We start from the raw sequence: 22,001 nt of genomic DNA, 5'->3' as shown, positions 1-22,001 counted from the left end.
CGTCTCATGTCAGGTCGTTGAAACGAAAAAACCGGCCCCTGCATTTCGGGGCCGGATTGTATCATGCATTCACTTGGCGGCCAGTGCGGCCACACCGGGCAGCTCCTTGCCTTCCAGCCATTCGAGGAAGGCGCCGCCGGCGGTCGACACATAGGAAAACTCCTCGGCCACGCCGGCATGGCGCAGGGCGGCGACGGTGTCGCCGCCGCCAGCCACGCTCAGCAGGCGCCCCGCTGCCGTCAGCGCCGCCGCGGTGCGCGCCACGGTGACGGTGCCGGCATCGAAGGGCGGCGTTTCGAAGGCGCCGAGCGGGCCGTTCCAGACCAGCGTGCGGCAGTCGGCCAGGATGGTGCCGAGCCGGGCCGCGGCCACCGGGCCGATATCGAGGATCATCTGGTCGGCCGGGCAGCGGTCGGCCGGCACCACCTTGCTGGGGGCGCCGGCGCGGAATTCGCGGGCCACCACCACGTCGTCGGGCAGGATCACCGCGCAGCCGCGGGCCACGGCATCGCGCAGGATGTCGCGGGCGGTATCGGCCATGTTCTTTTCGCACAGGCTCTTGCCGACCTCGCGGCCCTGGGCGAACAGGAAGGTGTTGGCCATGCCGCCGCCGATGATGATCCTGTCGACCTTGCCGAGCAGGTTGCCGAGCAGTTCCAGCTTGGTCGAGACCTTGGCGCCGCCGATCACCGCGGCCACCGGCTTGTCCGGTGCGATCAGGGCGGCTTCGAGATGCTTCAGTTCGACTTCCATGTTGCGGCCGGCGCAGGCCGGCAGCAGATGCGCCAGCGCTTCGGTCGAGACATGGGCGCGATGGGCGCAGGAGAAGGCATCGTTGACATAAAGATCGCCCAGTGCCGCCAGCGACTTGGCAAAGGCGCTGTCGTTCTTCTCTTCGGCGGCATGGAAGCGGGTGTTTTCCAGCAGCACGACGCCGCCGGGCTTCAGTTTGTCGATGGCCGCCCGGGCGGTATCGCCGATGCAGTCCTCGGCGAAGCCGACCGGAGCGCCGAGTGCCGTGGCGAGTGCGGCCGCCACCGGCTTCAGCGACATTTCCGGCACCGGCTTGCCGTCGGGCCGGCCGAAATGCGACAGCACCACCACCTTGGCGCCCTTGCGCGACAGTTCGTGCAGGGTGGGCAGGATGCGGCTGATGCGCAGGTCGTCGGTGATCCGGCCGTCCTTCATCGGGACGTTCAGGTCGACGCGGGTCAGCACCACCTTGCCGGAAACATCGACATCGTCGAGGGTGTGGAAGCGGGCCACGATGGCGGTTCCTTCCTGCCGCTTACAGTTTGGCCATCGCCACCGCAGTATCCGACATGCGGTTGGAGAAGCCCCATTCGTTGTCGTACCACGACACCACGCGCACCAGATTGCCTTCCATCACCTGGGTCTGCTTCAGGTCGAAGGTCGAGCTGGCCGGATTGTGGTTGAAGTCGCTGGAAACCAGCGGCTGGTCGTTGATGTCGAGGATGCCCTTCAGCTGGTTGGCGGCGGCGCGCTTCATCGCCTCGTTCACCTCCTCGACGGTGGTGTTCTTCCTGGCGATGAACTTGAAGTCGATCAGCGACACGTTCGGGGTGGGCACGCGGATCGACGAACCGTCCAGCTTGCCTTTCAGCGACGGCAGCACCAGGCCGACGGCCTTGGCGGCGCCGGTGGTGGTCGGGATCATCGACAGCGCCGCGGCGCGGGCGCGGTACAGATCCTTGTGCATGGTGTCCAGGGTCGGCTGGTCGCCGGTATAGGCATGGATCGTGGTCATGTAGCCCTTCTCGATGCCGATGGCGGCATCGAGCACGAAGGCGACCGGCGCCAGGCAGTTGGTGGTGCACGACGCATTCGAGACCACGGTATGCTCGGGCTTCAGCTGGTCGTGGTTCACGCCATAGACGACGGTGAGATCGGCGTTGGTCGCCGGGGCGGAGACCAGCACCTTGCGGGCGCCGGCGGTCAGGTGCAGCGCGGCCTTGTCCTTGTCGGTGAAGATGCCGGTGCATTCCAGCGCGATGTCGACCTTCAGGTCCTTCCAGGGCAGCTTGGCCGGATCGCGCTCGGCGGTCACCTTGATCGGGCCGCGGCCCACATCGATGCTGTCGCCCTTCACGGTCACGCTGCCGTTGAAGCGGCCATGCACGCTGTCATAGCGGAACAGATGCGCGTTGGTTTCGACCGGGCCGAGATCGTTGATGCCGACCACCTCGATGTCGGTGCGGCCGCTCTCGATGATGGCGCGCAGGACATTGCGGCCGATGCGTCCGAAACCGTTAATCGCAACGCGTACCGTCATGATCTTTTTCTCCAGTGGAAAGCTTGGCGAGAGGCCTGGCGCCCGGCGCCGGGGACACCCCTTTTTCGGGGGCTGGGTTTACCGTTTTTGGCCCTGAGTCGCAAGGCGACTGCCGGGATAACGGCATGGCTGTTCCTGCACTGTTTCACGTGTCAGCGCATCAGGGTGAAGGGCAGCGGCGTCCACAGGCCGGCCGGCAGGGCGGCGGCGCGCAATCCGGCCCCGATCCACTCGTTGCAGGTGCGAAGCGGGCTGTAGCGGCCGGTCGCCTCGTAGAAGGCATCCCGGGGGCCATAGGCGGCGCCGGCGATCGGTTGCGGCCGTCCGTCCGGCCCGGTGGCGAAGCCGCGGCGGATATAGGCGACCAGGGCATGGTACTGCAGCGGGTCGGCGTCGATCCGGCGCACATCCGGGGCGGCCGGGTCAGGTGCCGCCAGCCGCATTACATGCATGGCGGCCGGCCCGCGGCCGAGCAGGGCGCCGATGGCCGGGCCGGGGCGGATATCCTGCAGCTGCCGGGTGGCCAGGTAAAAGTCGCGGTCGCCCCAGCCGAAGGCAATGTAGGGCAGGGCCTCGACATTGCCGGCAAAGTCGCCGGCCGGCAGCCAGCCGCTCCAGTCGGCCTCCGGGGCGGTTTCGGCGCCGTCCGGCCGCAGCGGCAGGGCCAGCCAGACATGCCAGCCGTTGGACAGCAGATAGACCGGCAGGGTGGGGGTATCCGGCTGCGGCTCGCGGTGCGGTGCGGTGACGCTGCCCAGGGTCCAGGCCGCCAGGCCATACAGGGCGGGCACCGCCAGCAGGGCCAGCGGCAGGATCAGGACAAACCGTTTCAGACTGCGCATGGCCGGGCTTATGCGACGGAAATATGGCGAGAATACAGCGGGTCCGGGCGGGCGGCAGGTATTGGCGAATCATTCCCCCTGTGGGTAATATTCCGCCGGCTCAGGCCGTTACGGCCGGGCGGGTGGGAAATATCAGGGGGCAATCATGCGGTATGTGCGTGGGTGGCTGGGTGCTGCGGCTGCGGCATTGCTGGCGCTGGGTTTCGCCGGCGCGGCGCGGGCCGATGATCCGGCCTTCGTGGCCCTGTCGGCCGGCTATTTCGATACCATCGATACCGATCACGATGCCTTCGAGGGCCGCATCGAATACCGGCATGACAAGAAATTCTGGATATTCAAGCCGTTTGCCGGGCTCATGGGCACTTCGGATACGACCATTCATGCCTTTGCCGGCGTGCTGGTCGATATCTATTTCGGCCGTCGCTGGGTGCTGACCCCCAGTTTTGCCCCCGGCTATTATTACGAGGGTGACGGCAAGGATATCGGCGGGCCGATCGAATTCCGCTCGCAGATCGAACTGAGCTACCGTTTCGACGACCGTTCGCGGCTCGGCCTCAGCTTCAACCACATCTCCAATGCCGGCATCTACGACCGCAATCCCGGCACCGAGACCGTGGCCATCACCTACGCGATTCCGCTCGGCCGGGGCAAATAGGTCCACCTGGCCGGTCCGGCGGGAGGGGGTGTTTCACGTGAAACACCCATCGAACATGCGCTGATATTCAGGACAATATACCCGATCCTGGGCGCTCATTGATCTGAATCCTTGCAGATCAATCGGTTGCATCTATGATCGTTCGCGGGGTGTTTCACGTGAAACACTTTCCGCCATTTTTTCCATATCCGCGGGATCGAGGCCGACCTGCCGCCAGACCGCGGCCGGGCTGGCACCGGCCATGCGCAGGTCGCGCAGGCTGGCGGCGCCCCTGCGCTTGGCCAGCCGCTCGCCGCTTTCGTCGGCCAGCAGACGGTGATGGGCATAGGCCGGCACCGGCCAGCCGAACAGCGCCTGCAGCAGCCGGTGCAGATGGGTGGCCGGGAACAGGTCTTGTCCGCGGGTGACCAGGGTAATCCCCTGCAGGGCATCGTCATGGGTGACGCAGAGATGATAGCTGGCCGGGATATCCTTGCGTGCCAGCACCACATCGCCGAAGCCGGCCAGCAGCAGGTCGGCTGTCACCGCCTGTGGCCCGGCCGTTCCGTCCTGCCACCGCAACGGCCAGCCGGCGACCTGCCGGCAGGCGGCGGCCATATCCAGCCGCAGGGCGTAATTCCCGCCGGCGGCGATGCGGTCCTGCCGTGCGCTTTCGGCGAGACCGCGGCAGGTGCCGGGATAGAGGGCGCCGTCGAAACCATGCGGCGCGCCGCCGGCCGCCGCGATCTCGGCCTGGATCTGCCTGCGCGTGCAGAAGCAGGGATAGAGCAGGCCGCGCTGCTTCAGATCGTCCAGGGCCGTGGCATAGGCGGCAAAATGCTGCGACTGGCGGCGCACCGGCTGTTCCCAGTGCAGGCCGAGCCAGGCCAGGTCCGCGAGAATCGCGTCGCTGTATTCCGGGCGGCAGCGGGTGGTGTCGATATCCTCGATGCGCAGCAGGAAACGTCCGCCTGCCGCACGGGCATGCAGGGCCGCGATCCCGGCCGACAGGGCATGGCCGGGATGCAGCCAGCCGGTCGGGCTTGGCGCGAAGCGGGTAACGATGCCAGACTGCATGATCGATTCCTGCCCGCCAGCTTATGACAAAGTCACCCGCAAAGAAAAAGCCCGCAGCCCCGATTGCAGCAAAACCGCCCGCGATCATGCAGCCGCGGGTGCGGCCGGACCGCCGCCGGCAGACGCTGGCCGCCATCGACGCGCTGTGCGCGCGCGAGCCGCGTTTCGCTGCCGCGCTGTCGGCGGTCGGGTTCGTTGCCGACCGGCGGCGGCCGGCGGATTTCTCCAACCTGTGCCGCATTATCGTCGAGCAGCAGATTTCGGTGGCCGCCGCCGCCACCATCTGGGGCCGGCTGGAAGCCGCGGTCACGGGGCGCGCCAATGGCGTGTTCTCGGCCGAGCGGCTGCTGAAACTGAGCGAACCGCGCCTGCGGGCCTGCGGCCTCAGCGGGCCGAAAATCAGGTATGTGCGGCATCTGGCACAGGCGGTGAAATCCGGCGCCGTCGATCTCGCGCTGCTGCCGAAACTGGACGATCACGCCGCCACCGAGATGCTCACCGCCGTGAAGGGCGTCGGCCGCTGGACGGCGGAGATCTGCCTGATGTTCCTGCTCGACCGCGGCGATGTCTGGCCGGCCCATGACGTGGCCCTGCAGGAAGCGATGAAGCGGCTGTTCGGACTGAAGGCGCGGCCCGACGTGAAACGCATGGATGCACTGGCGGAAAGCTGGCGGCCCTATCGCAGCGTCGCCGCGCGGCTGCTGTGGCGCTACTATGCGGTGACGCAGCAGCGCCTGACCACCGATGCCGGCGCCGACAACGCGGGAGCATGACGCAGATGCAGACACTCGATGGCCCGCGGCTGCCGGCCGCCACCGGCAGGGCGCAGAAACTGGTGGTGCTGCTGCACGGCTACGGCGCCGACGGCAACGACCTGATCGAGCTGGGCATGCAATGGCGCCGGCTGCTGCCCGATGCGGCTTTCGTCGCGCCGCATGCGCCGGGCCGCATTCCGGGATTCCCGCCCGGCATGGGCGGCGGCCGGCAGTGGTTCGCCCTCGATGCCTACGATCCCGACCTGCTGCGGCGCGATCCGCACCAGACGGCGGCCATCTATGCGCAGATGCGCGACGCCGCCCTGCCATCTGCGGCGATCCTGGATGCCTTTCTCGATGCTGAACTGGCGAAACACGATCTGCCGGGAAACCGGCTGGCCCTGGTCGGCTTCAGCCAGGGCACCATGATGGCGCTGCATGTCGGCCTGCGGCGCAGTCCGGCGCCGGCGGCCATCCTCGGCTATTCCGGCGCCCTGCTCGGCGCCGGGCTGGAGCAGGACATCCGCGGCCGCCCGCCGGTACTGCTGATCCATGGCGATGCCGACGACATCGTGCCGGTGGAGGCCATGCATGCGGCGCTGAACCGGCTGGGCGAGGCAGGCTGTCCGGCGCGGTTCCATGTCAGTCCCGGCCTCGGCCATGGCATCGCCATGGACGGGCTGGAACTGGGCGGCGGCTTTCTTGCCGAATCCTTTTCCGCCGCGGCCGGCGGCGCAGTATGATGGCGGCGCCCGGCAGTCTGTGGATAAGCCGGCAGCGCGACTAAATAAGGTAGTTGTCACGATGCGGTAACCCCGCATATGGTAAGGATAATACACACGCAACTGGGTCTGGGGACAAGATGAACCCTGAGAGTTGTCCGGCGTTGGTGTTGAATGCGGATTACCAGCCGCTGTCCTACTTCCCGCTGTCGCTCTGGCCCTGGCAGGAAGTGGTGAAGGCGGTCTGCATGGACCGGGTCACCATCCTCTCCGAATACGATCAGGAAATCCGCTCGCCCAGTTTCCGCATGCGGCTGCCCAGCGTGGTGGCGCTGAAACGCTACATCGCCCCGGCCCGCCGGCCCGCCTTCACCCGGTTCAACCTGTTCCTGCGCGACCGCTTCAGCTGCCAGTATTGCGGCAGCCGGCATGAACTGACCTTCGACCATGTGGTGCCGCGTTCGCTCGGCGGCCTGACCCGCTGGGACAACGTGGTGGCGGCCTGCGCCCCCTGCAACCTGCGCAAGGGTGGCCGCATGCCGCATGAATGCCACATGCATCCCAGAATGAAACCGCACATGCCGAGCGTGCAGGAATTGCAACAGAACGGGCGGGCTTTCCCGCCCAATTATTTGCACGAGAGCTGGCGCGACTTCCTCTACTGGGACAGCGAGCTGGAGCCGTAAGGCCGCGGCATCAGATCGTCTGCGCGCCGAGCGCGGCGCGCCAGTGCGCCAGCCGGGCTTTCAGCTGCGCATTGCGGATGTAATCCGTCTCCTCCTCGGCCAGCCGTTCCAGGATCTCGAACCGGAAGCTGTCCGCGCCATGGGTCTGCCAGGCGGCCTGCAGGCTGCGGCAGGGACTGCTGCCCATCCGCAGCGCGAACCAGATCCGGTTCTGCACCGTGTCCAGGCTCTGGCTCTGGCCGACCCAGACGCCACCGGCGGCGCAGCGCACGACGTAGATGCCGGCTGCCGGTTTGCGTTTCTTGTAGGCGGCCACCGCCGCCCGGCGGTCCTGCTGCTGCATGACGGGTCTCCTTTGCCGGCGCCTTCATAATATTATCCGGGTAATATTGACAAGCAGAATATTATCCGGGTAAAAGCTGCCCATGAGCGACCACCGAACCCTTCCCTGCACCGCCTTTGCCGGCGACCGCCTGCTGGCGGCCGGCCCTCTGGCCGATGTCGCGCTGGCCGTGAAGGCGGCCGGCGGCGATGCGCTGGTCTTCGAGGATGCGACCGGCCGGGTGATCGATCTCGACCTGCGCGGCAGCGATGCCGACATCCTCGCCCGGCTGGCGCCGCCGGCAGAGCCTGCGCCGCGCGGCCGCGGCCGGCCGAAGCTCGGCGTCGTGCCGCGCGAGGTCACCCTGCTGCCCAGGCACTGGGACTGGCTGGCGGCGCAGTCCGGCGGTGCCTCGGTGGCGTTGCGCAAACTGGTCGAGCAGGCCATGCGCAGCGACGGCGGCAAACAAACGCGCCGGGCCGCGCAGGAAGCCGCCTATCGGGCGATGACCGCGCTGGCCGGCGACCAGCCCGGCTATGAGGAAGCCATCCGTGCGCTGTTTGCCGACGACCGCACCGGCTTTGCCCGGAGCATCGAGGGCTGGCCTCACGACGTGGCAAATTTCGTAACGACGCTGGCCTTCCGCAGCTACTGACGGCGCCATGATCCAGCCCCTTCCGAAACCGCCCCGTCCGGTGTGGCAGGCCTATCTTGCCCTGCTGCTGCCGATGATCCTGACCAACATGCTGCAATCGGCGTCGGGCGCCATTGACCGCGCCTATATCGGCCAGCTGCTCGGCGTGGATGCGATCGCGGCCGTTTCCGCCTTCTTCCCGGTGATGTTCCTGCTGCTGTCGGTCGCCATCGGGCTCAGCAGCGGTGCCACCGTTCTGGTCGGACAGGCCTGGGGCGCCGGCGGCCGCGACCGTGTGCGGGCCATCGCCGGCACGGCGCTGGCGATGATGCTGGCGGCCGGACTTGTGCTCGGCTGCGGCGGCGCGCTGGTGGCTGCCGATCTGATGCGATGGCTCGGCACGCCGGCGGAAGTGCAGGCGACCGCTACAGCCTATGCACAGGCGATGCTGATGGTGATGCCGGCAATCTTCGTGCTGTGGCTGGTCACCTCGATCAGCCGGGGCACCGGCGATGCCGTCACGCCGCTGGCGGCGCTCGCCATCATGACAGTGTGCTCGCTGTTCCTGACGCCGGCGCTGATCCTCGGCTGGGCCGGCCTGCCACGGCTCGGCGTCGTCGGTTCGGCGCTGTCAACACTGGTTGCCGCACTGGCCGGACTGCTGTGGCTGGCCCTGTACTGGCGCCATCGGGGGCACCCGCTGGCGCCGTCGCTGCGCGGCCTGGCCGCTTTCCGCTTCGAGCGGCGGCTGGCCGCGCTGATCCTGCGCATGGGCGTGCCCACGGCGCTGCAGATGATGGCGATGGCGGTGGCCGAAATCGCGCTGATCGGGCTGGTCAACCGCCATGGTCCGGATGGCACCGCCAGCTATGGCGCGATCAACCTGGTGATGAGCTGGGTGCAGTTCCCGATCATGTCGCTGAGCATCACCGCGTCGATCCTGACGGCGCAGGCCGTGGGTGCCGGCCGGCCCGAGCGGATCGGCGCGATCCTGCGCGCCGGCCTGTGGCTCAACCTCGCCTCGACCGGCGCGATCGTGCTGCTGGTTCATCTGTTCGCGCGGCCGGTGCTGGGCCTGTTCCTCGATGACGTGGCGGTGGCTGCCATGGCTGCCGGACTGATGCGCCTGATGTTGTGGAGTCTGGTGCTGATGGGTGCGGCCAGCCTGCTCAGCGGCATCATGCGCGGCACCGGCACCGTGCTGTGGCCGGCCGGCCTGTCGATGTTTGCCATCCTCGGAATCGAGATTCCCCTGGCCTGGCTGCTGGAACCGCAGCTTGGCCTGCCGGCAGTCTGGATCGGCTATGCCGCCTGTTTCGTGGCGACGCCGCTGCTGCAGGGGCTGTATTTCATGCTGGTCTGGCGCCGCCGCGCGGTGCGGCGGCTGCTCTGATGTCGGTCAGACCCGTTCCGACAGCCAGATGGCGCCGCGGGTGATGGCGCGGATGCCGCGGCTGAGCAGGGGATAGGCCGGCGCCTCTTCGGCACCCTGCGCGCGGGCGGTGTCGCGATGCTCGATCTCTTCCTGGCGGAATTCCTCGATCAGCCCGCGCAGTTCGGGTTCGGCTTCGCCCAGAGTCTCGATCTGCGCGGCATAATGCCGGTCGATCACATCCTCGACCGCCTCCGTGCAGGCCATCGCCGCCTTCTCGCCCATCAGCGCGGTGGCAGCGCCGAGCGCGAAGCCACCGACATGCCACAAGGGCGACAGCAGGGTCGGCCGCACCCGGCGCTCGGGCAGCAGCCGGTCGAAGGCATCGAGATGCTTCTGCTCCTGCGCAGCCATCTGGCGGATGGCTGGCGCCGAGGAGGTACCGCGGCGGCCCAGCACCGCCAGCTGGCCGTCATAGATGCGCTTGGCACCGTATTCGCCGGCATGGTCGACGCGCAGAATCCGTTCCAGCAGCTGGCGCGGGTTCGGGTCTCCGGCAAGACGGCGTTTCTGCATCGGCTGGTTCATGAGTTGCAGGCTACTCCGTGACGGCGCGCTTCGCGGCAAGGCCGGCGAAGAGGGCGAGCAGGGCCGACCATAGCACGTTCCAGCCGGCCATCGACAGGCCGAGGAACCGGAAGGCCACCTCGTCGCAGCGGACGACCGGTGCTGCCAGCAGCTGGGCCCGCAGCGCGTCGATACTGTCGGGCGTCGGGGCGCCGGAGCAGCTGGCGAGCCCCTGCCACCATTTCTGTTCGACGCCGACATGGAACACCCCGATGCCGCCGCCGACGGCAAGGCTCAGCGCCGCCAGCGCCAGCAGCGCAACCCTGAAACGGGGCAGCAGCAGGGCGGCGAGGCCCAGCAGGATGGCCGCGGCATGGGGCCAGCGCTGCCACAGGCACAGCTCGCAGGGTGCGAGGCCGAAGCCGTATTGCGAAACGAAGACCAGCCCCAGCGTGATGGCGCTGGCCAGCGCGACGACGAGACCTGAGCGGTGCGGATTCAGCAGGGCGGTCGGCAGTGCAGTCATGGCCTAGACCAGATACTTGATGACGACGAAGCCGCCTATGAGCCCGATCACAAAGATCCACATCAGGATCACCAGGCGGCGCTCGATGAAATCGCGGATCGGCGGGCCGAATTTCCACAGCAGGCCGGCGACCAGGAAAAAGCGCGCGCTGCGCGACACCACCGACGAGACGATGAAGACCGCGAAGGCGAAATGCGTGGCGCCGCTGGCGATGGTTGCCACCTTGTAGGGCAGGGGCGAGAAGCCCATCAGCAGCACCACCCAGGCGCCATACTTGTCGTAGGCGGCCTCGAAGGCATTCCATTTCTCGGCATAGCCGTAGAAGTCGATGATCGCCTGGCCGATGGTCTCGATGAAGAAATAGCCGATGGCGTAGCCGAAAGCGCCGCCCAGCACGGAAGCAATGGAGCAGACGAGGGCATACTGGAAGGCGCGGGCGCGATTGGCCAGGCACATCGGGATCAGCATCACGTCGGGTGGGATCGGGAAGACCGAGCTTTCCAGGAAGGAGATTACCGCCAGCGCGCGGCCGGCCTTCGGGCGGGCGGCCTGGCGCATGGTCCAGTCGTAAAGCGGGCGCAGCACGGGACGGCATCCTCCGGAACAGGGCCCCGCGTGTATGCCGGAGGGCCGCGGCCTTGTCCATGCGCCGGGCGGTCGCAGGCGGCGGAAACCGCCGGCGGCGGGGCGGGGGGGTTGCGCGGCCGGCCGGCTTGGCTAATATCCGGCCGCTTTCACTGCCCCAGTGGTGAAATTGGTAGACGCGACGGACTCAAAATCCGTTGCCCGCAAGGGCGTGCTGGTTCAAGTCCGGCCTGGGGCACCACCGATCCTCCGTTGCCTGACGGCCGCTTCCGGGCGATGATGCCGGCAACAGCCATCCCGGGAGGATTGCGCCCATGTCGATCAAGACACTGCAGGCCTCGGGCCTCGTCCAGTCCGTCGCCGCGCTGGCAGCACAGATTCATGATGGGGCCAAGGTCGCCGTGCCGCCGGATTATTCCGGCGTGGCGATGGAACTGACGCGGGCCCTGATCCGCCGCCGCCCGCACGGGCTGCATCTGGTCTGCGTGCCGGTCTCGGGACTGCAGGCGGAGATGCTGATCGGCGCCGGCTGCGTCGGCACGCTGGAGACCTCCGCCGTCACGCTCGGGGAATACGGCACGGCGTATCGTTTCGCAGCGGCACTGAAACGCGGCGATTTCCGCATGCTGGATGCAACCTGCCCGGCCGTGCATGCGGCGATCCAGGCCGCGGGCAAGGGCCTGCCCTTCATGCCGCTGCGCGGCCTGCTCGGCTCTGACCTGCTGAAGAACCGGCCCGACTGGAAGGTGATCGACAATCCCTTTGCCGATGGCGGCGACCCGATCGTGCTGCTGCCGGCGATCCGGCCGGATTTCGCGGTGTTTCATGCGCCCTATGCCGACCGCAACGGCAATGTCTTCATCGGCCGCCGCCGCGAACTGGTGGCGATGGCCCATGCCAGCCGGGAATCGCTGGTCACCGTCGAGGAAATCCGCGATGTCGACCTGCTGGCTTCGGAAGAAACGGCGGCCGGCACGCTGACCGCCGCCTATATCGGCGGCATTGCCGAGGCGCCGCGCGGCGCCTGGCCGTTGAAACTGTGGGACATCTACGATTATGACGAGGCGCATATCCGGCTCTACTGCGAGGCGGCGCGCAGCGAGGATGGTTTCGCCCGCTATCTCACCGAGCATGTGCAGGACAGCCGGCAGGCGGCGGAGTAGGTCATGGGCGGCACGATGGAATTCAGCCGGCAGGAACTGCTGATTGCCGTGATCGCCCGGCTGCTGCAGGGCTGCCGCCTGGTGGCGACCGGTGCCTCCTCGCCGATCCCGGGTGCCGGTGCGCTGCTGGCGCGGGCACAGTCCGGCGGACGGATGCGCGTCAACGTGCTGGGCAGCATCCGCAACGACTTTCTCTGCGATGGCGGCGTCGAGCTGTTCGACCTGGCCGGGCAGGGGCGCCTGGAGGCCTTCTTCCTGGGCGGCGGCCAGATCGACGGCCACGCCAATATCAACCTGGTCGGTGCCGGCGGCGAGTATCCGCAGACCAATGTGCGCTGGCCGGGTTCGTTCGGTTCCGGCTATCTCTATTATCTGGTGCCGCGCGTGATCCTGTTCCGCGAGGAGCATTCGCGCCGCGTGCTGGTGCCGCAGGTGGATTTCGTATCGGCCGCCGGGCCGCGCAACGACGGCACGCATCGCCCCGGCGGACCACTCGGTCTGCTGACCAGCCTGTGCTGGTTCACCTTCGACCGCGCGACGCTGCGTTTCCGGCTGGCCAGTGTGCATCCGGGGCACAGCGTCGAGGAAGTGCGCGACCATACCGGTTTCGATTTCGACTGCCCGGCCAGCGTGCCGCAGACCGAAGCACCGGATGCCGCGACCCTGCAGCTGCTGCGCACGCAGATTGCCGCCGAGCTGGCCGAGACCTATCCGCGTTTCGTCGACCAGGTCTTCCCCGGCGCGGTGGCGGCAGCCGAATAGGCGTCAGGCTTTCAGCGCCTTGAGGATCTTTCCGGAGTCCGTGACGAAGCCGAAGCATTTCTTGACGTTCCAGACCGTCGCCTCGGTGCAGAAATCCGGCGAGCTGGTGGCGCAGCAGTCTTCCACCAGCACGCAGCCATAGCCGAGGAAATTGGCATCGGTCAGGCTGTGCAGAACGCACTGGTCGGTATTCACGCCGGTGAACAGCACGGTGCGGATGCCGAGATTGCGCAGGATGCTGTCAAGCGGCGTGTCCCAGAATCCGCTGATGCGGTATTTGTCCACCTTGATGTCCTGCGGCTTCTGTTCCAGCTCGTCGACCACGGCGGCGGCCCAGCTGTCCTTCTGCAGAACCGGCGCGCCGCTGCCCGGCAGCGGATCGCCGAGGCCCGTGCCTTTGCCGGATGGCTTGTAGAGATGGATCTGGTTCGGCGGCATGTTGGCAAGGTCGGGCCGGTTGCCCCAGTTCACCCAGATCACCGGCATGCCGGCCTTGCGCAGAGCCGGCAGCAGCTTCTGCAGCGGCCTGATCGGCTTGCGGTCGGGCCGGTAGTCGCCGCCGATATGGTCGACCCAGCCGCCCTTGGTGCAGAAGTCGTTCTGCATGTCGATGACGATGAGGGCGCTGCGTTTCAGGTCGATGGTCACCGTCTGCGGTGCCGCGGCGATGGTCAGCGGTTTCGGCTTCGCCGGCGGCGTGGCCATGTCGATATGGCCGGCGCTGGCCCCCCAGGCGAAACCGGCCTGCGGTGAACCCAGCGGCGTCAGTGCGGCTTTGGCGGTCTTTTTCCCGGTTTTGCTCATGGCGTCCTCATCGCGGGTTGCTGCCCGCATGTAGCAAGTTTCCTGCCATGGCTAAGCCCTTGGTTCCGCCGGTTGCGGACTGCCCGGCAGCCCATAAAACAGGCAGCCAAGACCAGTTGTATGCAATCTGTGCAGGGAGAATTCCTCCACCGGCCCGGCCGTTGCCCGGATGCCGGAGGGATTCCAGAGGGTTGGCCGGGCATGACAGGCTGGCACGGCGATTGCTGTTCCTTCCGCGGACATAAACGATCCGCCAGACGGGGAGCAGGACAATGATGCAGATCGATCGCCGTGGATTTCTGATGGGTACGGCCGGCGCCGCCGGCCTTGTGATGCTGGGCGGCCAGGCCGCGCCGGCGCGGGCGGCCGGTCCGCTGACGGTCGGCGTGCTGATCCCGGGTTCGAAATCCGACAAGGGCTGGATGGAATCCGGCTATGACGGCCTGAAGGCCGCCGAGAAGAAGCTCGGCAGCAAGATCGCCGTCAAATACATCGAGAATGTCAAGTTCGGCGACATGGAGCAGGTGCTGGTCGCGCTGGCCGGCAAGCACGAGCTGGTGATCGGCGTCGGCGGCCAGACCCAGGCCTCGGTCTTCAAGGTGGCGCCGCGTTTCCCGAAGGTGAAATTCGCCATCGTCGGCGGCAATGCCGATGCGGCGAAGCCGGCCAACGTGTCGGGCTATGACGTGCGCCAGGCCGAGATCGGCTTCGTCGCCGGCGCGGCCGCCGCGATGCTGTCGAAGACCGGCGCGGTGTCTTACGTCGGCGGCCTGGAAATCCCGGCCATCGTCAATACCGGCAAGGAATTCGGCAACGGCGCCCGCTACATCAACCCGGGCATCAAGTATTTCGAGAACTACACCGGCGATTTCGACGACGTCGCCAAGTCGAAGGAAGCCACGCTGGCCGCCATCGCCCAGGGCGCCGATATCCACTACCACATCCTCAATCTCGGTCTGCGCGGCATGGAGCAGGCGGCACGCGAGAAGGGCACCCACATCATCGGCAGCTACACCGATCGCTGCGGCACCGACCCGCTCTATATCGCCTATTCCATCACCGGCGTCGGTTTCCAGGTCGAATATGCCATCGAGCAGGCGGCAGCCGGCAGCTGGAAGCCGGAATTCAAGCCCTTCGGCCTCGCCATGGGGCCGAAATCCTCCGACATGGTGATCTGCACCGGCGCCACGCCGGCGATGAAGGCCAAGCTGGAGGAGATCAAGAAGGACCTGCTGTCGGGCAAGATCAAGGTGCTCGACGCCTGATCCGGGCGCCCCGTGCACCAGGTTGCCAGCCAGCTGCCGGCGGAGGCGGTCGCGTCGCAGACGCGGCCGCTGCTGGCGCTGGAGAATCTCGGCAAGCGCTTCGGCAGCCTGCAGGCCCTGCAGGATGTCTCGCTCGATTTCCGGGTCGGCGAGGTGCAATGCCTGCTGGGCGAGAACGGTGCCGGCAAGTCGACCCTGTGCAACCTGATCTTCGGCGTATACCGGCCCGATGACGGGCTGATGCGCTTCGCCGGCCGTGAATGGGTGCCGGCCGGCCCGGCCGAGGCGCTCGACAGCGGCATTGCCATGGTGCACCAGCATTTCAGTCTGGTGCCACGCATGACCGTGGTCGAGAACCTGATGCTGGGCCAGAGCCGCGGCCTGCTGCAGCACCGGGCTTTTGCGGCAAAGATCCGCAGCATCGCCGAAAGTTTCGGCTTCAGCCTCGACCCCGAGGCGGTGGTCGGCGAGCTGTCGGTCGGCGAGCGCCAGCGCGCCGAGATCGTCAAATGCCTGATGCGCGAGCCGCGGCTGCTGGTGCTCGACGAGCCGACTGCCGTGCTGCCGCCCGACGAGATCGGTTCGCTGCTCGATATCTGCCGCCGCGTCGCCGACAGCGGTCGCGCGGTGATCCTTGTCACCCACAAGCTGGCCGAGATCGCGAAAGTGGCCGATCGTGTCGCCGTGCTGCGCGGCGGCCGCGTGGTGGCGAAGGCGGAAATGGCGACCGCCGATATGGGTGCGCTGGTCCGCGCCATGGTCGGCCGCGAGGTGAAGTCGCTGGATGTGGCGCTGTCCGAATCCGGCGCGGCATCTGCGCCGCCGGTTTCTGCCGGCGATGCTCCGCGCCCGCGCGCCCTGGTCTGCGACGGCATCACCGTGAAGGATCGCCATGATGCCGTCCGGCTCGACAATTTCACCCTGGAGATTCGCGCCGGCGAGATCGTCGGGCTCGCCGGTGTCGAAGGCAACGGCCAGAGCGAGCTCGGCATGGTGCTGGCCGGCCTGCAGCGGCCGGCGGCCGGCCGGTTTTTCATCGGCGAAACCGAGCTGACCGAGGCCGGCCCGGCGGCGGTGACGGCGGCGGGCGGAGGCATCGTGCCGGAGGATCGCCACGCTGTCGCCTGCGTCACGGCGATGTCGGTGGCCGAGAACATGTATCTCAACAAGCTGGACCGTTTCACCCGCTTCGGCCTGCTGCGCCGCAATGCGCTGAACCAGGCGGCACGCGGCCTGATGCAGGAATTCGACGTGCGCGCCGCTGGTGCCGATGTCGCCTTCTCAGGCCTGTCCGGCGGCAACCAGCAGAAGGCCGTGCTGGCCCGCGAACTCACGCTCGATCCGCTGGTCGCCCTGGTGGCGGCGCAGCCGACCCGCGGCCTCGACATCAATGCCGTCGAGGCGGTCTACCGGCAGATCCGGGCGGCCGCCCGGCGCGGTGTCGGCGTGCTGCTGATCTCCAGCGAACTGGATGAACTGATCGCGGTGGCCGACCGCATCGTCGTGCTGTATCGCGGCCGGCTGGTCGGAGAACGGCCGGCTGAGCCCGGCGAACGCGCCGCCATCGGCGCCCTGATGTCGGGGCATGGCCTGTGACGGCGCTGGCGGCCTCCCTGCCGGACTGGCGGCGACTTGCGCGGATTGCCATTCCGCTGGCGGCGGTGGCCGCTTCGCTGCTGGTCAGCCTGCTGCTGATCGCGATCAGCGGGCGCTCGGTGCCCGATGCCATCGAGGCATTCCTGGATGGCGCCTTCGGCTCGGCCTTCGCCTTCGGCGCTTCGGTGAACCGGGCGGTGGCGCTGTCGCTGGTCGGGCTCGGTTTCATCTTCGCGTTCCGCGCCAATCTCACCAATGTCGGGGGGGAGGGGCAGATCGCGGTGGGCGGCATCGCCGCCACCGCGGTCGCGCTCTATGGCCATGTCGACGGCCTGCCGCTCGGCCTGGCGATGCTGCTGCCGATGCTGGCCGGCACTGTTGCCGGTGCTGTCTGGGGCGCCATTGCCGGCATCCTCAAGGTGCGATTCGGCACCAACGAGGTGATCAGCACCCTGCTGCTGGGCTTTGTTGCCTTGCTGATGGTCTACTGGTCGGTGCAGTCGACGGCGCTGCTGCGCCAGCCGCAGACCTCCTCGGCGACGCTGCCGGAATCGCTGCAGATTCCGGTGCCGACCCGGCTGCCCGGCCTGACCGGCGATGCGGAATCGCCGCTGCATATCGGCCTGGTGATCTGCATTCTGCTGGCGGTGGCTACCGCCATCGTGCTGCAGCGCTCGACCTTCGGGCTGCGGCTGCGCGCCATCGGCCTCAACGAACTGGCGGCGCGCCGCGCCGGCATGCCGGGCGGTATTCTGCTGGTCGGTGCGCTGGCGATGGCCGGTGCTTTCGGCGGTCTCGCCGGCACCATCATGCTGCAGGGCGAACAGTATTATCTGAAGACCGGCTTCTCTTCGGGCTATGGCTTTGATGGCCTCGTGGTCGGCCTGCTGTCGCGGGGCTCGGCTACCGGCGTGCTGGCCGGTGCGCTGTTCTTCGGCTTTCTGCGTTCGGGCGGCATTTCCATGGAAATCATGGCCGGCGTGCCGGCGGCGCTGACCCTGGTGATCCAGGGCCTGATCGTCATCGCCGTGGCCGGTTCGGTGATCCTGGTCGAGAAGCTGGAAAAGGGGGCACGCTGATGGAAGAGACACTGGCGATCTTCATTGCCTCCACCCTGCGCCTGTCGATGCCGCTGATCCTCGCGGCCAGCGGCGAGCTGGTTTCGGAACGCTCCGGCGTGCTCAATCTCAGCCTCGAAGGCATGATGCTGACCGCAGCCTTCTTCGGCGCGCTCGGTTCCTGGGGAACCGGCCAGCCGGTGCTCGGCATTCTCTGCGCGGTGCTGGCGGCGGTGGCTGTTGCAGCCCTGCAGGCCCTGCTCAGCGTCAACCTGCGTGCCAACCAGCTGGTGGTGGGGATCGGCTTCAACATCCTCGCGCTCGGCGCCACCACGCTGCTGTACCGGATCATCTTCGGAGGCCTGTCGCGCGAGGAGATTCCGGGGCTGGCGAAGCTCGACATTCCGGGCATCAGCGACCTGCCTTTCATCGGCACGGCCTTCCTGCAGCAGTCGGTCTTCGTCTATGTCGGGCTGGCGATCGTGGCCGGCCTCTGGGCGATGCTGAAATACACATCCTTCGGGCTGGCGGTGCGGGCGGTGGGCGATGAGCCGCGTGCGGCCGACAAGGCCGGTATCGCGGTTGCCCGCACGCGCTGGCAGGCGGTGCTGATCACCGGCGCCATGGCGGGGCTGGCAGGTTCTTTCCTGTCGGTGGCCGATATCAACACCTTCACCGAGAACATGACCAACGGCGCCGGATATCTCGCTCTGGCGGCAGTGATCTTCGGCGGCTGGAATATCGGCCGCACCATCGGCGCCTGCCTGCTGTTCGGGGCGGCCACCGCCCTGCAGTTCCAGTTGCCGGCCATGGGCATCAACGTGCCCACGGCCTTCCTGCTGATGCTGCCCTATCTGCTGGCTCTGCTGGCGGTGGCCGGCATCGTCGGCCGGCTGGAGCCGCCGACGGCGCTGACCCTGCCATTCCAGCGCGGCAAGTGAGGTGCTGCCATGCCCGTGATTGCCGCCCAGCCTTACGACTACAGCTTTCCGGCCGGCCGGCTCGCCCTGGTCGTGATCGACATGCAGCGCGACTTCATCGAGGAAGGCGGCTTCGGTTCGGTACTGGGCAACGATGTGCGACCGCTGGCCGCCATCGTGCCGACGGTACGCCGGCTGATCGACGGTTTCCGCGCCGCCGGCCTGCCGGTGATCCATACCCGGGAGGGGCACAAACCGGATCTTTCGGATTGTCCGCCGGCCAAACGCGCACGCGGCGGCGGGGCGCTGGCCATCGGCGATGCCGGTCCGATGGGGCGCATCCTGGTGGATGGCGAGCCGGGCAACGATTTCGTGCCGGAACTGGCGGCCCTGCCGGGGGAAACGGTGATCGTGAAACCGGGCAAGGGTGCCTTCTACGCCACGCCGCTCGGCGACCTGCTGCTTCGGCAGGGGATCGGCCACCTGGTTTTTGCCGGCGTGACCACCGAGGTCTGCGTGCAGACCACGATGCGCGAGGCCAATGACCGCGGCTATGAATGTATCCTTGCCGAGGATGCGACCGAGAGCTACTTCCCGGAATTCAAGGCGGCGACGCTGGCAATGATCCGGGCGCAGGGCGGGATTGTCGGCTGGACGGCGCCGACCGACACCATCGTCCAAGCCCTGACGTGACCGCCATGGCCGCGGCGCCGGATGATTTCGGTGCCTTCGTTCCCGGCCATCGCTGCCGGCTTGCCCCGCTGGCATCCGGGCCGCTCGATGGCCTGGCCTTCGCGGTAAAGGATCTGATCGACGTGGCCGGCGAGATCACCGGCGGCGGCAATCCCGACTGGCGCAGCGGGCAGCATCCGGCCGCGGATTCGGCGCCGGCTGTGCAGCGCCTGCTGGAAGCCGGCGCGGCGCTGGCGGGCAAGACGGTGACCGACGAACTGGCCTTCAGCCTGGAAGGCGAGAATGTCCATACCGGCACGCCGGTCAATCCGCGCGCCCCCGGCCGCCTCCCGGGCGGTTCATCGAGCGGATCGGCGGTGGCGGTTGCTGCCGGCCTGGCCGACCTGGCGCTCGGCACCGATACCGGCGGTTCGGTGCGTGTGCCGGCCGGCTTCTGCGGCATCTTCGGCTTCCGCCCGAGCCATGGCCGGGTGCCGCTCGATGGCGTCATCCCCTTCGCACCGAGTTACGACACGGTCGGCCTGTTCGCGCGTGACGGCGCGCTGCTGGAAAAGGCAGGCCGCTGCCTGCTGGAGGATGCCGGCACGGCTGCCGCGCCCCGCCGCCTTCTGCTGGCGCGGGACGCCTTCGCGCTGGTAGATCCTGCCGCCGCCCTCGTTCTGCGCGGAGCTGCCGAAGGGCTCGGCGCGGCGGAAGATGCCGATATCTACGGGGGAGCGGCGGCCGATTTCCGCGAGGCCTATCGCGTGCTGCAGGGCGCGGAGATCGCGACGGCGCTGGGCGACTGGATCCGGCAGCGGCGGCCGGTCTTCGGCGAGACCATTGCGCCGCGCTTTGCCGATGCCCTCAGTGTGACAACGGATGACGTGTTGCGCTGGCGTCACTGGCGGCAGACGGCTGCCGGCCGTATCCGCGACATGCTGCCGCCCGGCACGTTGCTGCTGCTGCCGACCACGCCCGGCATTGCACCGCGTCGTTTCCTGCGCGATGCCGCTGCGCGCGACTTTTATGCGGCGGCGCTGGCCCTGACGTCGGTGGCGGGTCATGCGGGCCTGCCGGCGCTCAGCCTGCCGCTGGCCGAACTGGACGGCTGCCCGCTCGGGCTGTCCGTGCTGGCGGGTGCCGGCCAGGACGAGGCCCTGCTGGCCTATGCCGCCAGCCTGCGGATGCCGTCATAGTCGAAGCGGCCGGCGGCGGCCCCGTCATCGGTGACGGCGCGCAGCAGGGCCCGTGCGACGAGATCGGCTTCGATCGGGCGGTAACGGCGCAGCGGTCCTGCCAGCAGCGGGCTGAGCAGTTGCGCAAGGGCAGTGGCGTAGCCCTCGCCAAACCGCTTCTCGCTGCGGTCGCCCAGCAGGAAGCTTGGCTGCAGGATAACCAGCCGTTCGAAACCGATGGTCCCGAGCCGGTCTTCCGCACGGCCCTTGGTGGCGAGATAAAAGCTGCCGGACCGGCTGGACGCACCGACCGAGGAGACAATCGCGAACCGCCGGACACCCTTCGTTTTTACCAGCCTTGCAAAGGCGATCACGGCGTCGTGGTCGACGGCATGGAAGGCCTGCCGCGAGCCGGCCTGCCGCATGGTCGTGCCCAGCGCGCAGATGGCCGCGTCAGCCGGCTGAATCTGGTCGGCCACCGCATCGAGACTGGCGAAATCGCAGGCGATCTGGCTCAGTTGCGGGCTGTCGAGCGAGGCCGGCCGGCGGCCCAGCGCCGTGATCCGGTCGATGCCGCCATGCCCGATGGCGTGGCGCAGCGCGAGGCTGCCGATCAGTCCGGTTCCACCGGAAACAAGAAGATGCATGCAGGGCTCCTGGTCAGGCGGCGTCTTCGTCGGCGACGCCACGGGCGATTTCGTCTGCAGCCTGCTGCAGGTCGGCCAGATGCAGACGAACCATCTCGTCGGTCGGCACGGCGCCGGCCACCCAGCACAGGTTGATGCTGGCGAACACGCGATTGCCGCGCCGCACCGGCACGGCGATCGCCGCGGCCTGGCTGCGGTCGGTCCCCCAGTATCCGTAACCCGGCTCGCGCGTCGCATAGCCGCGGGCCCGGTCCTCGCCGAGCATCGTCTGCACGGCCGGCCGGTTGCGGGCCTTGCGGTCATAAGGATCGTCCGACCGCTGCAGACGGCCGAGGATCGCGGTGCGCTCATCCTCCGTGCAGAAGGCGAGATAGGCGCGGCCCATGGCGCTCATCAGCATGTGCACGCGGTAGCCCATGCGGGCGCGATTGACCAGGAACGGCGTCTGCTGCCGGCTGGTTTCGAGGATCTCCATGGCCCCGTCCTTGTAGACGGCGATGTCGGATGGCCACAGCACATGGCGGCACAGCCGGTCGAGCACCGGCGCGGCCAGTTCGGCAATGGCATCGTGGACGCCGAGATCGCGGCCGAGGAACCGCACCCGGGCGCTGACGCGGTAGCGGCCATCGCCGATGGCGCGATGCACCATGCCGGCCTCTTCCAGTGTCTTCAGGATGCGCAGCAGGGTCGGTTTCGACAGCCCGGTGTCGCCATGCAGGTCCTGCAGGCTGGTGGCGGGACGGTCCTGCAGGGCCTTCAGCACATCGAGGCCGCGGGCGAGTGCGCGGATGGATTTGACCTGCGGCAGGGTTATGGCGGTCATGGGCCAAGGTTACACCAGGTGAAACGCCGGTCAATCGGACTTTGCTGCCGGCGACCGGACGGATAACGGTTACTGCCAATCAGGACAGCCGGCAGGCT

General features: G+C 67.9%; 25 protein-coding genes and 1 tRNA gene. 15 read left to right on the top strand and 11 right to left on the bottom strand.

Features of this window, described 5'->3' with window-relative positions:
- Nucleotides 1–69: 69 nt before the first annotated feature.
- From pgk to ACEQZY_RS03740, 3 genes are all read right to left on the bottom strand, one after another.
- Nucleotides 70–1,266, bottom strand: coding sequence for a phosphoglycerate kinase (gene pgk, locus ACEQZY_RS03750; protein WP_370152393.1), 1,197 nt, complete (start codon nucleotides 1,264–1,266; stop codon nucleotides 70–72).
- A gap of 22 nt (nucleotides 1,267–1,288) precedes the next feature.
- Entirely contained in the window at nucleotides 1,289–2,293 is a 1,005-nt protein-coding gene (gene gap / locus ACEQZY_RS03745; RefSeq protein ID WP_370152390.1) for a type I glyceraldehyde-3-phosphate dehydrogenase, read from the bottom strand.
- A gap of 152 nt (nucleotides 2,294–2,445) precedes the next feature.
- Complete coding sequence (locus ACEQZY_RS03740; RefSeq protein ID WP_341705154.1) at nucleotides 2,446–3,135, bottom strand: TIGR02117 family protein; 690 nt, start codon at nucleotides 3,133–3,135, stop codon at nucleotides 2,446–2,448.
- Between the two features lie 145 nt (nucleotides 3,136–3,280).
- Between ACEQZY_RS03740 and ACEQZY_RS03735 the strand changes: the two genes are divergently transcribed.
- Nucleotides 3,281–3,790: an acyloxyacyl hydrolase gene (locus tag ACEQZY_RS03735; protein ID WP_341705155.1), complete on the top strand. Its 510-nt coding sequence runs from the start codon at nucleotides 3,281–3,283 to the stop codon at nucleotides 3,788–3,790.
- 132 nt (nucleotides 3,791–3,922) lie between these two features.
- Here ACEQZY_RS03735 and gluQRS read toward each other — a convergent pair whose 3' ends face one another.
- Nucleotides 3,923–4,846 carry a tRNA glutamyl-Q(34) synthetase GluQRS gene (gene gluQRS / locus ACEQZY_RS03730; protein WP_370152387.1) on the bottom strand — a complete coding sequence of 308 codons (924 nt, stop codon included), beginning with the start codon at nucleotides 4,844–4,846 and terminating at the stop codon, nucleotides 3,923–3,925.
- Between the two features lie 86 nt (nucleotides 4,847–4,932).
- On the opposite strand from gluQRS, the gene ACEQZY_RS03725 reads away from it, so the two are divergent.
- The 3 genes from ACEQZY_RS03725 (at nucleotide 4,933) to ACEQZY_RS03715 (ending at nucleotide 7,009) form a co-directional block, all read left to right on the top strand.
- Entirely contained in the window at nucleotides 4,933–5,619 is a 687-nt protein-coding gene (locus ACEQZY_RS03725) for a DNA-3-methyladenine glycosylase 2 family protein (protein ID WP_341702125.1), read from the top strand.
- Nucleotides 5,620–5,624: 5 nt separating this feature from the next.
- Nucleotides 5,625–6,344 carry an alpha/beta hydrolase gene (locus ACEQZY_RS03720; RefSeq protein ID WP_370152384.1) on the top strand — a complete coding sequence of 240 codons (720 nt, stop codon included), beginning with the start codon at nucleotides 5,625–5,627 and terminating at the stop codon, nucleotides 6,342–6,344.
- A 119-nt stretch (nucleotides 6,345–6,463) separates the two neighbouring features.
- Nucleotides 6,464–7,009: an HNH endonuclease gene (locus ACEQZY_RS03715; RefSeq protein ID WP_341702127.1), complete on the top strand. Its 546-nt coding sequence runs from the start codon at nucleotides 6,464–6,466 to the stop codon at nucleotides 7,007–7,009.
- A gap of 10 nt (nucleotides 7,010–7,019) precedes the next feature.
- On the opposite strand, the gene ACEQZY_RS03710 is transcribed toward ACEQZY_RS03715, so the two are convergent.
- The gene (locus ACEQZY_RS03710) at nucleotides 7,020–7,352 is read right to left on the bottom strand and encodes a GIY-YIG nuclease family protein (RefSeq protein WP_370152381.1); all 333 of its coding nucleotides are present in this window, start codon (nucleotides 7,350–7,352) and stop codon (nucleotides 7,020–7,022) included.
- Nucleotides 7,353–7,434: 82 nt separating this feature from the next.
- Here ACEQZY_RS03710 and ACEQZY_RS03705 point away from each other — a divergent pair, with 82 nt between their 5' ends.
- A complete protein-coding gene (locus ACEQZY_RS03705; RefSeq protein ID WP_370152378.1) occupies nucleotides 7,435–7,986 on the top strand; it encodes a DUF2239 family protein in 552 nt (183 codons plus the stop codon).
- 7 nt (nucleotides 7,987–7,993) lie between these two features.
- Nucleotides 7,994–9,358, top strand: a complete 1,365-nt coding sequence (locus tag ACEQZY_RS03700; RefSeq protein WP_370152375.1) for an MATE family efflux transporter — start codon at nucleotides 7,994–7,996, stop codon at nucleotides 9,356–9,358.
- Nucleotides 9,359–9,364: 6 nt separating this feature from the next.
- Here ACEQZY_RS03700 and ACEQZY_RS03695 read toward each other — a convergent pair whose 3' ends face one another.
- The 3 genes from ACEQZY_RS03695 to ACEQZY_RS03685 are packed head-to-tail and all read right to left on the bottom strand — an operon-like array spanning nucleotide 9,365 to nucleotide 11,015.
- Nucleotides 9,365–9,913, bottom strand: a complete 549-nt coding sequence (locus ACEQZY_RS03695) for a demethoxyubiquinone hydroxylase family protein (RefSeq protein WP_341702132.1) — start codon at nucleotides 9,911–9,913, stop codon at nucleotides 9,365–9,367.
- A gap of 22 nt (nucleotides 9,914–9,935) precedes the next feature.
- A complete protein-coding gene (locus ACEQZY_RS03690; RefSeq protein ID WP_341702133.1) occupies nucleotides 9,936–10,430 on the bottom strand; it encodes a disulfide bond formation protein B in 495 nt (164 codons plus the stop codon).
- Between the two features lie 3 nt (nucleotides 10,431–10,433).
- Complete coding sequence (locus ACEQZY_RS03685) at nucleotides 10,434–11,015, bottom strand: YqaA family protein (protein ID WP_341702134.1); 582 nt, start codon at nucleotides 11,013–11,015, stop codon at nucleotides 10,434–10,436.
- Nucleotides 11,016–11,169: 154 nt separating this feature from the next.
- Here ACEQZY_RS03685 and ACEQZY_RS03680 point away from each other — a divergent pair.
- The 3 genes from ACEQZY_RS03680 to ACEQZY_RS03670 all read left to right on the top strand — a co-directional run bounded on the left by ACEQZY_RS03680 (nucleotide 11,170) and on the right by ACEQZY_RS03670 (nucleotide 12,940).
- Nucleotides 11,170–11,256 (top strand) — tRNA-Leu (locus ACEQZY_RS03680).
- Between the two features lie 73 nt (nucleotides 11,257–11,329).
- Complete coding sequence (locus ACEQZY_RS03675; protein WP_370152371.1) at nucleotides 11,330–12,178, top strand: CoA transferase subunit A; 849 nt, start codon at nucleotides 11,330–11,332, stop codon at nucleotides 12,176–12,178.
- 3 nt (nucleotides 12,179–12,181) lie between these two features.
- Nucleotides 12,182–12,940 carry a CoA-transferase gene (locus ACEQZY_RS03670; RefSeq protein WP_341702136.1) on the top strand — a complete coding sequence of 253 codons (759 nt, stop codon included), beginning with the start codon at nucleotides 12,182–12,184 and terminating at the stop codon, nucleotides 12,938–12,940.
- A gap of 3 nt (nucleotides 12,941–12,943) precedes the next feature.
- Here the strand turns inward: ACEQZY_RS03670 and ACEQZY_RS03665 are convergent, their stop codons facing one another.
- Nucleotides 12,944–13,744 (bottom strand): cysteine hydrolase, encoded by an 801-nt coding sequence (locus ACEQZY_RS03665; RefSeq protein ID WP_341702137.1) that lies wholly within the window; start codon nucleotides 13,742–13,744, stop codon nucleotides 12,944–12,946.
- A 272-nt stretch (nucleotides 13,745–14,016) separates the two neighbouring features.
- Between ACEQZY_RS03665 and ACEQZY_RS03660 the strand changes: the two genes are divergently transcribed.
- Genes ACEQZY_RS03660 through ACEQZY_RS03635 form a run of 6 tightly spaced genes read left to right on the top strand, consistent with a single transcriptional unit; the run spans nucleotide 14,017 to nucleotide 20,454 of the window.
- Nucleotides 14,017–15,009: a BMP family protein gene (locus ACEQZY_RS03660; RefSeq protein WP_341702138.1), complete on the top strand. Its 993-nt coding sequence runs from the start codon at nucleotides 14,017–14,019 to the stop codon at nucleotides 15,007–15,009.
- Nucleotides 15,010–15,021: 12 nt separating this feature from the next.
- On the top strand, nucleotides 15,022–16,605 hold the full coding sequence (locus ACEQZY_RS03655) for an ABC transporter ATP-binding protein (RefSeq protein ID WP_370152366.1): 1,584 nt from the start codon (nucleotides 15,022–15,024) through the stop codon (nucleotides 16,603–16,605).
- Nucleotides 16,602–17,684, top strand: coding sequence for an ABC transporter permease (locus ACEQZY_RS03650; protein ID WP_341702140.1), 1,083 nt, complete (start codon nucleotides 16,602–16,604; stop codon nucleotides 17,682–17,684). The genes ACEQZY_RS03655 and ACEQZY_RS03650 overlap by 4 nt, the downstream gene beginning before the upstream one ends.
- Nucleotides 17,684–18,604: an ABC transporter permease gene (locus ACEQZY_RS03645; RefSeq protein ID WP_341702141.1), complete on the top strand. Its 921-nt coding sequence runs from the start codon at nucleotides 17,684–17,686 to the stop codon at nucleotides 18,602–18,604. Before ACEQZY_RS03650 ends, ACEQZY_RS03645 begins: the two co-directional genes overlap by 1 nt.
- Before the next feature lie 9 nt (nucleotides 18,605–18,613).
- Nucleotides 18,614–19,276: an isochorismatase family cysteine hydrolase gene (locus tag ACEQZY_RS03640; RefSeq protein WP_341702142.1), complete on the top strand. Its 663-nt coding sequence runs from the start codon at nucleotides 18,614–18,616 to the stop codon at nucleotides 19,274–19,276.
- Between the two features lie 5 nt (nucleotides 19,277–19,281).
- Nucleotides 19,282–20,454 carry an amidase gene (locus ACEQZY_RS03635; RefSeq protein WP_370152494.1) on the top strand — a complete coding sequence of 391 codons (1,173 nt, stop codon included), beginning with the start codon at nucleotides 19,282–19,284 and terminating at the stop codon, nucleotides 20,452–20,454.
- Here ACEQZY_RS03635 and ACEQZY_RS03630 read toward each other — a convergent pair.
- Nucleotides 20,424–21,080, bottom strand: coding sequence for an NAD(P)H-binding protein (locus ACEQZY_RS03630; protein ID WP_370152361.1), 657 nt, complete (start codon nucleotides 21,078–21,080; stop codon nucleotides 20,424–20,426). The genes ACEQZY_RS03635 and ACEQZY_RS03630 overlap by 31 nt on opposite strands.
- 13 nt (nucleotides 21,081–21,093) lie before the next feature.
- Nucleotides 21,094–21,903: a helix-turn-helix domain-containing protein gene (locus tag ACEQZY_RS03625; protein ID WP_341702145.1), complete on the bottom strand. Its 810-nt coding sequence runs from the start codon at nucleotides 21,901–21,903 to the stop codon at nucleotides 21,094–21,096.
- Nucleotides 21,904–22,001: the final 98 nt, after the last annotated feature.

The organism is Ferrovibrio sp., assembly GCF_964218355.1.
GTDB lineage: Bacteria > Pseudomonadota > Alphaproteobacteria > Ferrovibrionales > Ferrovibrionaceae > Ferrovibrio.
This window is presented reverse-complemented; position numbering and strand designations above follow the sequence as displayed.

Coding starts and splice junctions, on each gene's coding strand:
- gap (WP_370152390.1), bottom strand. CDS start 2,293: ATGACGGTACGCGTTGCGATTAACGGTTTCGGACGCATCGGCCGCAAT.
- ACEQZY_RS03740 (WP_341705154.1), bottom strand. CDS start 3,135: ATGCGCAGTCTGAAACGGTTTGTCCTGATCCTGCCGCTGGCCCTGCTG.
- ACEQZY_RS03735 (WP_341705155.1), top strand. CDS start 3,281: ATGCGGTATGTGCGTGGGTGGCTGGGTGCTGCGGCTGCGGCATTGCTG.
- gluQRS (WP_370152387.1), bottom strand. CDS start 4,846: ATGCAGTCTGGCATCGTTACCCGCTTCGCGCCAAGCCCGACCGGCTGG.
- ACEQZY_RS03725 (WP_341702125.1), top strand. CDS start 4,933: ATGCAGCCGCGGGTGCGGCCGGACCGCCGCCGGCAGACGCTGGCCGCC.
- ACEQZY_RS03720 (WP_370152384.1), top strand. CDS start 5,625: ATGCAGACACTCGATGGCCCGCGGCTGCCGGCCGCCACCGGCAGGGCG.
- ACEQZY_RS03715 (WP_341702127.1), top strand. CDS start 6,464: ATGAACCCTGAGAGTTGTCCGGCGTTGGTGTTGAATGCGGATTACCAG.
- ACEQZY_RS03710 (WP_370152381.1), bottom strand. CDS start 7,352: ATGCAGCAGCAGGACCGCCGGGCGGCGGTGGCCGCCTACAAGAAACGC.
- ACEQZY_RS03705 (WP_370152378.1), top strand. CDS start 7,435: ATGAGCGACCACCGAACCCTTCCCTGCACCGCCTTTGCCGGCGACCGC.
- ACEQZY_RS03700 (WP_370152375.1), top strand. CDS start 7,994: ATGATCCAGCCCCTTCCGAAACCGCCCCGTCCGGTGTGGCAGGCCTAT.
- ACEQZY_RS03695 (WP_341702132.1), bottom strand. CDS start 9,913: ATGCAGAAACGCCGTCTTGCCGGAGACCCGAACCCGCGCCAGCTGCTG.
- ACEQZY_RS03690 (WP_341702133.1), bottom strand. CDS start 10,430: ATGACTGCACTGCCGACCGCCCTGCTGAATCCGCACCGCTCAGGTCTC.
- ACEQZY_RS03675 (WP_370152371.1), top strand. CDS start 11,330: ATGTCGATCAAGACACTGCAGGCCTCGGGCCTCGTCCAGTCCGTCGCC.
- ACEQZY_RS03670 (WP_341702136.1), top strand. CDS start 12,182: ATGGGCGGCACGATGGAATTCAGCCGGCAGGAACTGCTGATTGCCGTG.
- ACEQZY_RS03665 (WP_341702137.1), bottom strand. CDS start 13,744: ATGAGCAAAACCGGGAAAAAGACCGCCAAAGCCGCACTGACGCCGCTG.
- ACEQZY_RS03660 (WP_341702138.1), top strand. CDS start 14,017: ATGATGCAGATCGATCGCCGTGGATTTCTGATGGGTACGGCCGGCGCC.
- ACEQZY_RS03645 (WP_341702141.1), top strand. CDS start 17,684: ATGGAAGAGACACTGGCGATCTTCATTGCCTCCACCCTGCGCCTGTCG.
- ACEQZY_RS03640 (WP_341702142.1), top strand. CDS start 18,614: ATGCCCGTGATTGCCGCCCAGCCTTACGACTACAGCTTTCCGGCCGGC.
- ACEQZY_RS03635 (WP_370152494.1), top strand. CDS start 19,282: ATGGCCGCGGCGCCGGATGATTTCGGTGCCTTCGTTCCCGGCCATCGC.
- ACEQZY_RS03630 (WP_370152361.1), bottom strand. CDS start 21,080: ATGCATCTTCTTGTTTCCGGTGGAACCGGACTGATCGGCAGCCTCGCG.
- ACEQZY_RS03625 (WP_341702145.1), bottom strand. CDS start 21,903: ATGACCGCCATAACCCTGCCGCAGGTCAAATCCATCCGCGCACTCGCC.